A 5,817-nucleotide genomic window follows, 5' to 3' on the forward strand; every position below is an offset into this window, starting at 1 on the left:
CCATCACCGGGATCACCGCCGTCGACACCGACGAGGGCCTGCTCGCCGCGTTCGCCGAGCGTGCGCGGGCGCTCTCGCTGCCCTGCCGTACGGTGCGGGGCCGCTGGCCGGAGGTGGCCGCGCAGGTCGAGCCGGTGGACGTGGTGGTCTGCGGCAACGTGCTGTTCAACGTCGCCGATCTTCCGCCGTTCGTGCGGGCGCTGGAGGAGCACGCCGGGAGCCGGGTCGTGGTGGAGACGGCCGCAGTGCACCCCCTGACCTCGCTCAACCCGTTGTGGCGGCACTTCCACGGCATCGACCGGCCGGACGGGCCCACCGCGGACGACGCCGTGGCCGTGCTGCGGGAGCTGGGTGTGGAGCCCGAGGTCATCCGCTGGCACAAGCCGCCCTCCCCGGAGCACGCGCGGTTCGAGGAGTTGGTGGACGTGACCCGGCGACGCCTCTGCCTGCCGGCCGAGCGGGCGGGCGAGGTCGCGGACGCGCTGACCGGACTCGGGGTCGACCGCGCGGTGCCGCCGGATCTCGGTTCTTCGGGGCGGGCCATGGTGACCTTGCTGTGGTCCCCCGCGGGGGCCCGCTGACCGGCACGATCGACCGCTCCGTCCCACAATGGCGATATGACCGCTCCGCAGGATGGCAAGCCGCAAGGCCGCCAGGAAGGGCCATCCGCCCCGACCAAGCCGCCCTTGCACCGCACCAGGGTCAGCGGCACGTGGGTGACCGTTGTGGTGGCTCTCGTCCTGTTCGTCTTCCTGCTGGTGTTCATCCTGCAGAACCTCGGCAACGTCACGGTCAACTTCCTGGCCGCGACCGGGACGATGCCGCTGGGAGTCGCGATGCTGCTCGCCGCGGTCGCGGGTGCCCTGGTGGTCGCGCTGGTCGGCGCGGCCCGCATCATGCAGTTGCGGCGGGTCACCAAACGCGCCCACCGGGCCAGGCGCTGACGGCCCACCCGCAAGGCGGATTCGCGGTAACGGTGCCTCGGCTAGCATCACCGCGTGTCGAGGGAAGAAGTGCTCGTCGTCGCCTCCCCGCAGGATCCGACCTTGCTGCGGCGTGCGGGCCGCTTCGCCGGGTGGGCCGCGCGTACCGGGTTGTCGTTGACCCGCCTGTTGCCCGGCGCGGGGCTGGCCGAGGCCGGTTTGCGCGGCGTGGAACGTCAGTTGGTGTCCGAACTGCGGAAACGCCTCGATTCGATGGACGATCCGTATGTGGTGACGCCCCCTGCGAGGCCCTCGGCGGAGCAGCGGCCTGGTGACGGCGTGCTCGTCGTGGCCGGCGAGCCGTTGCGGGCCGCGATGAAGCAGTTGATGGACAGTTCGGCCGGGTTCGACCGTGCGCAGTCCCGTGAGTACCTCTACGCGACCGTGCTGCGGCAGCTCACGCCGGACGAGGCGCGGATACTGGCGGTGCTCGCGCGGGGTTCGGCGTTCCCTGCGGTCGACGTGCTCGGCCGGGGCGGCCGGGTCGTGCTGCGCAATGCCTCGACCGTCGGCAAGGCCGCCGGGGTGACCCTGCCCGAAGAGGTGCCGAGCTACCTGACCCGCCTGGCCGGGCTCGGCCTGGTCGAGGTGGGTCCGGACGAAACCGCCCTGAGTTCGCAGCACGAGATCCTGGCGACCGACGAGGTGGTGCGCGAGGCGGTGCGCTCGGTCAAGCGGGCGCGGCTGGTGCGGCACAGCGTCCGGCTGTCGCGGTTCGGAGCACGGTTCTGGGCCGCCTGCGACCCCGCTCCGCAGAGTCGCGTGCCCTGAGCGCCGCCACTACCGTGTAACGAAATGAGCCCCACCGACGCTGGAGAGGGTGCGGGCCGGAACCATTCGCGCGAAGCGGGCGAAGAGCGCGCTTATACCATATTCTGCGCGAAAATGATACGTTTCTGTCGTCATTGTCACACGTGTTTCTTCGTTGTTGCAGGTAGCTCGCCTGTGTGTCACCTCGTGGGCTGAACGGGCTAACGAACTCTGTTAGCTTGTTTTGACATGTCCGGAAAGCACTTGATCGAAACTCCGACCAAGGCCGACGGCGCTGCGCTGTGGCGAATCGCAAGGGATTCCCAGAAGCTCGACCTGAACTCGCCGTATGCGTATTTGTTGTGGTGTCGCGATTTCGCCGACACCTCGGTCGTGGCCAAAGTGGACGGTCGGCCGGTGGGTTTCGTCATCGCCTACCGCAGGCCTTCCACGCCCGACACAGCGCTGGTGTGGCAGGTGGCCGTCGACGCGGACCAGCGTGGCCGCGGTCTGGCCGGGACCCTGTTGGACGAGCTCTTCCGCGGGCTGATCGAGCGGGGTGTCCGCTACCTGGAGACCACGATCACCCCGGACAACTCGGCGTCGATCAGATTGTTCACCTCCTTCGCACAGCGTTGGCAGGCGCCACTGGAGAGATCCGCGCTGTTCGCCAGAGCGGACTTTCCCAACGAGGGTGAACTGCACGAGCAAGAGGACCTCTACCGTATCGGGCCACTTTCCCGGGGTTAGCCCGGAAATGACGGTCCGATAAGGGATCAGTCGGGAGATGAAAACGCCAGTGAGCATCTTTGAAAAGCTCGAATCCGAAGTGCGCAGCTACAGCCGTGGCTGGCCCGTGGTGTTCGACCGGGCCGTCGGCACACGGCTCTTCGGCGAGGACGGCACGCCGTATCTGGACTTCTTCGCCGGGGCGGGCGCGCTCAACTACGGGCACAACAACCCCGTGCTGAAGCAGGCCCTGCTCGACTACCTCGCCCGCGACGGGGTGACGCACGCGCTCGACATGTTCACCGTCGCCAAGCGGGACCTGCTGGAGACCCTGGAAGAGAAGATCCTCCGGCCACGCGAACTCGACTACAAGGTGATCTTCCCCGGTCCCGGCGGTGCCAACGCCGTCGAGGCCGCGCTGAAGCTCGCCCGCAAGGTGACCGGCAAGGAGTCGGTCATCAACTTCACCAACGCCTTCCACGGCATGACCCTGGGCGCGCTGTCCGTCACCGGCAACTCGATGAAGCGCAGCGGGGCCGGGGTGCCGCTCGTGCACGCCACGCCGATGCCCTACGACCAGTACTTCGACGGCGTGTACCCGGACTTCCTGTACTTCGAGCGGCTGCTGGAGGACTCCGGCAGCGGCCTCAACGAGCCGGCCGCGGTGATCGTGGAGACGGTGCAGGGCGAGGGCGGGATCAACGCCGCGGGTGTGGACTGGCTGCGCGGGCTGGCCGAACTGTGCCAACGGCACGAGATCCTGCTGATCGTCGACGACGTGCAGATGGGCTGCGGGCGCACCGGGCCGTTCTTCAGTTTCGAGGACGCCGGGATCAAACCGGACATGGTGTGCCTGTCGAAGTCCATCGGCGGCTACGGGCTGCCGATGGCCCTCACGTTGATCAAGCCCGAGCTCGACGTGTGGGAGCCGGGCGAGCACAACGGCACCTTCCGCGGGATCAACCCGGCGTTCGTCACCGCCACCGAGGCGCTGCGCACCTACTGGAGCGACGACGAGCTCGAGAAGTCCACACGGGCGAAGGGCGAACGGATCGGGGCCGCGCTGGAGGGCATCGCCGAGGCCTATCCCGAGGCCGGGCTGACCGCCAAGGGCCGCGGGCTGGCCCGCGGGCTCGAACTCCCCAGCGGTGAGATCGCGAGCCGGGTGTGCGCCGCCGCCTTCGAGCGCGGCCTGCTGATGGAGACCTCCGGCCCCGACGGCGAGGTGGCGAAGCTGCTGCCGCCGCTGACCGTCTCCGACGCCGAGATCGGCGAGGGGCTGCAGATCATCGACGAGTCCGTCAAGTCCGTTCTGGCCAAGTAAGGGAGAGACCTTTGATCGTCCGCACCCTCGACGAGATCACCGACACCGACGCCGACATCAAGACCCCGAACTGGCGCAGCAAGCGGATCATCCTGGCCAGGGAGAAGGTCGGCTTTTCGGTGCACGAGACCACGCTCTACGCGGGGACCGTGAACGACTTCTGGTACGCGAACCACATCGAAGCCGTGTTCGTCTACGAGGGCGAAGGCGAGATCACCAACAAGGAAACCGGCGAGACCTTCCCGCTGCGGCCGGGTTCGCTCTACCTGCTCAACGACCACGACCGGCACCAGGTGCGACCCAGGACCGACATGAAGACGGTCTGCGTCTTCAACCCGCCGGTGACCGGACGGGAGGTGCACGATGAAAACGGGGTGTACCCGCTCGTCCGGGAACCCGTCGCGGACACCGGTGACACCGGCGGAGAAGAGCAGTCCGCCTGATCCCGTTCCCCGTTCCCGCCACCCAACCGAAAAGACAGAGGGGTAGCCAAGGAGGCGAACCGTTTTGACCATCATGGACACCGGTGTCGAAGACGCCTACCCGACCCGGGTCACGGGCGTGGCCGAGCCGATCGAACGTACCGACCCGACGGTCTGGGGCACCGGGGCCGACGGCCCGATCGACGCGGCCACGCTCGCCTCGCACGACGCGAAGGGGTACCACATCGTCGAGGGGCTGCTGTCCCCCGGCGAGGTGCAGACCTACTGGCGGGAGCTGGTGCGCCTGTCCGGCGACGAGGCGCTCAAGGCGGACGAGCGGGTCATCACCGAGCAGGTCAGCGGGGAGGTCCGATCGATCTTCGAGGTGCACCGGATCAGCGCGCTGATCGGTGAGCTGGTGCTGGACCCGCGGATTCTCGACCGGGCGAGGCAGATCCTGGGCTCGGAGGTCTACATCCACCAGAGCCGCGTCAACTACATGCCCGGGTTCAAGGGAACCGGCTTCTACTGGCATTCCGATTTCGAGACCTGGCACGCCGAGGACGGGATGCCGAAACCGCGCGCGGTGAGCTGCTCGATCGCGCTGACCGACAATTACCCGTTCAACGGCGGGCTGATGGTGATGCCCGGTTCGCAGCGCACGTTCGTGCCGTGCGTCGGGCAGACGCCGGACGACTACTACAAGAGCTCGCTCAAGCAGCAGGACATCGGGGTGCCGCGGGAAGAGGACATCACCGCCCTCGCCGCCGAGCACGGGATCGAGCAGTTCACCGGGCCCGCGGGCTCGGCGCTGTGGTTCGACTCGAACGTCATGCACGGCTCCGGCAACAACATCACGCCGTACCCGAGGTCGAACATTTTCCTGGTCTTCAACAGTGTGGAAAACGCTTTGACCGCACCGTTCGGCGCCGCGAAACCGAGGCCGCCGTTCATCGCGAGCCGCGACTTCACCCCAATTACGCGATAACCGTCCTTAATGGCCTGGCCGGTTGTAGCAGCCTTGTAGCAGGCTGTTACGGTAGCGCCACCGCACCGGCCAGGTGCCGGAGCGGTCGAGGTTGTCGTCGGTGGCGTGGGTTCTCCTTTGCTCGGGGTGAGTCCTGTGCGACCGCCGGCGCCGAGTCCGGCGGGGGGAGCACCCGCCCGTCGCACGTTTTACCGAGTGCGGCCCCGCACCACTGGATCGGGACCGGTGGTACGGGGTCGCATCGGGTGCGAGGGAGGGCAGGCTTGCGCGAGCCCTTGCGGATCCAGTTGCTCGGTCCGGTCCGGCTGCTGGCGGGCAACCGTCCCCTCGCCATCGGCGGGCCCGCGGTGCGGGGCCTGCTCGCACTGCTCACCCTCGACGCGGAAAAGATCATCGGCCTGGGCGAGTTGATTGACGCGCTGTGGGGGCACGACCCGCCCGCCACCGCCCGCACCATCGTGCACGGCAACGTTTCCCTGCTGCGCCGCGTGATGCGCTCGGTCCAGCCGTCCGACCAGGCACTGATCGAAACGGTCGCCCCGGGTTACCGGCTGATCATCGACCCGGACCGGATCGACGCCCACCGCGCCCGGATCCTGTTGCAACGCGCCGAGGCCGCCC

General features: G+C 68.2%; 8 protein-coding genes. All 8 read left to right on the top strand.

The window, feature by feature from the left end; translation table 11 throughout:
• The coding region (locus tag FNH05_RS30245) for a class I SAM-dependent methyltransferase (RefSeq protein ID WP_144592263.1) at positions 1-581 on the top strand (581 nt) is incomplete at its 5' end.
• 36 nt (positions 582-617) lie between these two features.
• Positions 618-944, top strand: coding sequence for a lipopolysaccharide assembly protein LapA domain-containing protein (locus FNH05_RS30250; RefSeq protein WP_144592264.1), 327 nt, complete (start codon positions 618-620; stop codon positions 942-944).
• A gap of 54 nt (positions 945-998) precedes the next feature.
• The gene (locus FNH05_RS30255) at positions 999-1,754 is read left to right on the top strand and encodes an Abi-alpha family protein (protein ID WP_222426749.1); all 756 of its coding nucleotides are present in this window, start codon (positions 999-1,001) and stop codon (positions 1,752-1,754) included.
• A gap of 228 nt (positions 1,755-1,982) precedes the next feature.
• Positions 1,983-2,483 carry a diaminobutyrate acetyltransferase gene (gene ectA, locus FNH05_RS30260; RefSeq protein WP_144592265.1) on the top strand — a complete coding sequence of 167 codons (501 nt, stop codon included), beginning with the start codon at positions 1,983-1,985 and terminating at the stop codon, positions 2,481-2,483.
• A 49-nt stretch (positions 2,484-2,532) separates the two neighbouring features.
• Positions 2,533-3,786 carry a diaminobutyrate--2-oxoglutarate transaminase gene (gene ectB / locus FNH05_RS30265; RefSeq protein WP_144592266.1) on the top strand — a complete coding sequence of 418 codons (1,254 nt, stop codon included), beginning with the start codon at positions 2,533-2,535 and terminating at the stop codon, positions 3,784-3,786.
• An 11-nt stretch (positions 3,787-3,797) separates the two neighbouring features.
• A complete protein-coding gene (locus tag FNH05_RS30270) occupies positions 3,798-4,229 on the top strand; it encodes an ectoine synthase (protein ID WP_144592267.1) in 432 nt (143 codons plus the stop codon).
• 73 nt (positions 4,230-4,302) lie between these two features.
• Positions 4,303-5,196, top strand: a complete 894-nt coding sequence (gene thpD / locus FNH05_RS30275; RefSeq protein WP_425458503.1) for an ectoine hydroxylase — start codon at positions 4,303-4,305, stop codon at positions 5,194-5,196.
• Positions 5,197-5,459: 263 nt separating this feature from the next.
• On the top strand, positions 5,460-5,817 hold a 358-nt coding region (locus tag FNH05_RS30280; RefSeq protein ID WP_186382813.1), incomplete at its 3' end, for an AfsR/SARP family transcriptional regulator.

Origin of the sequence: Amycolatopsis rhizosphaerae (genome assembly GCF_007713715.1) — a bacterium.
Classification (GTDB): Bacteria; Actinomycetota; Actinomycetes; order Mycobacteriales; family Pseudonocardiaceae; genus Amycolatopsis_E; species Amycolatopsis_E rhizosphaerae.

Bases quoted from the DNA above. Each gene is read 5' to 3' on its own strand.
- ectA (WP_144592265.1), top strand. From the start codon at position 1,983: ATGTCCGGAAAGCACTTGATCGAAACTCCGACCAAGGCCGACGGCGCT.
- FNH05_RS30250 (WP_144592264.1), top strand. From the start codon at position 618: ATGACCGCTCCGCAGGATGGCAAGCCGCAAGGCCGCCAGGAAGGGCCA.
- thpD (WP_425458503.1), top strand. From the start codon at position 4,303: ATGGACACCGGTGTCGAAGACGCCTACCCGACCCGGGTCACGGGCGTG.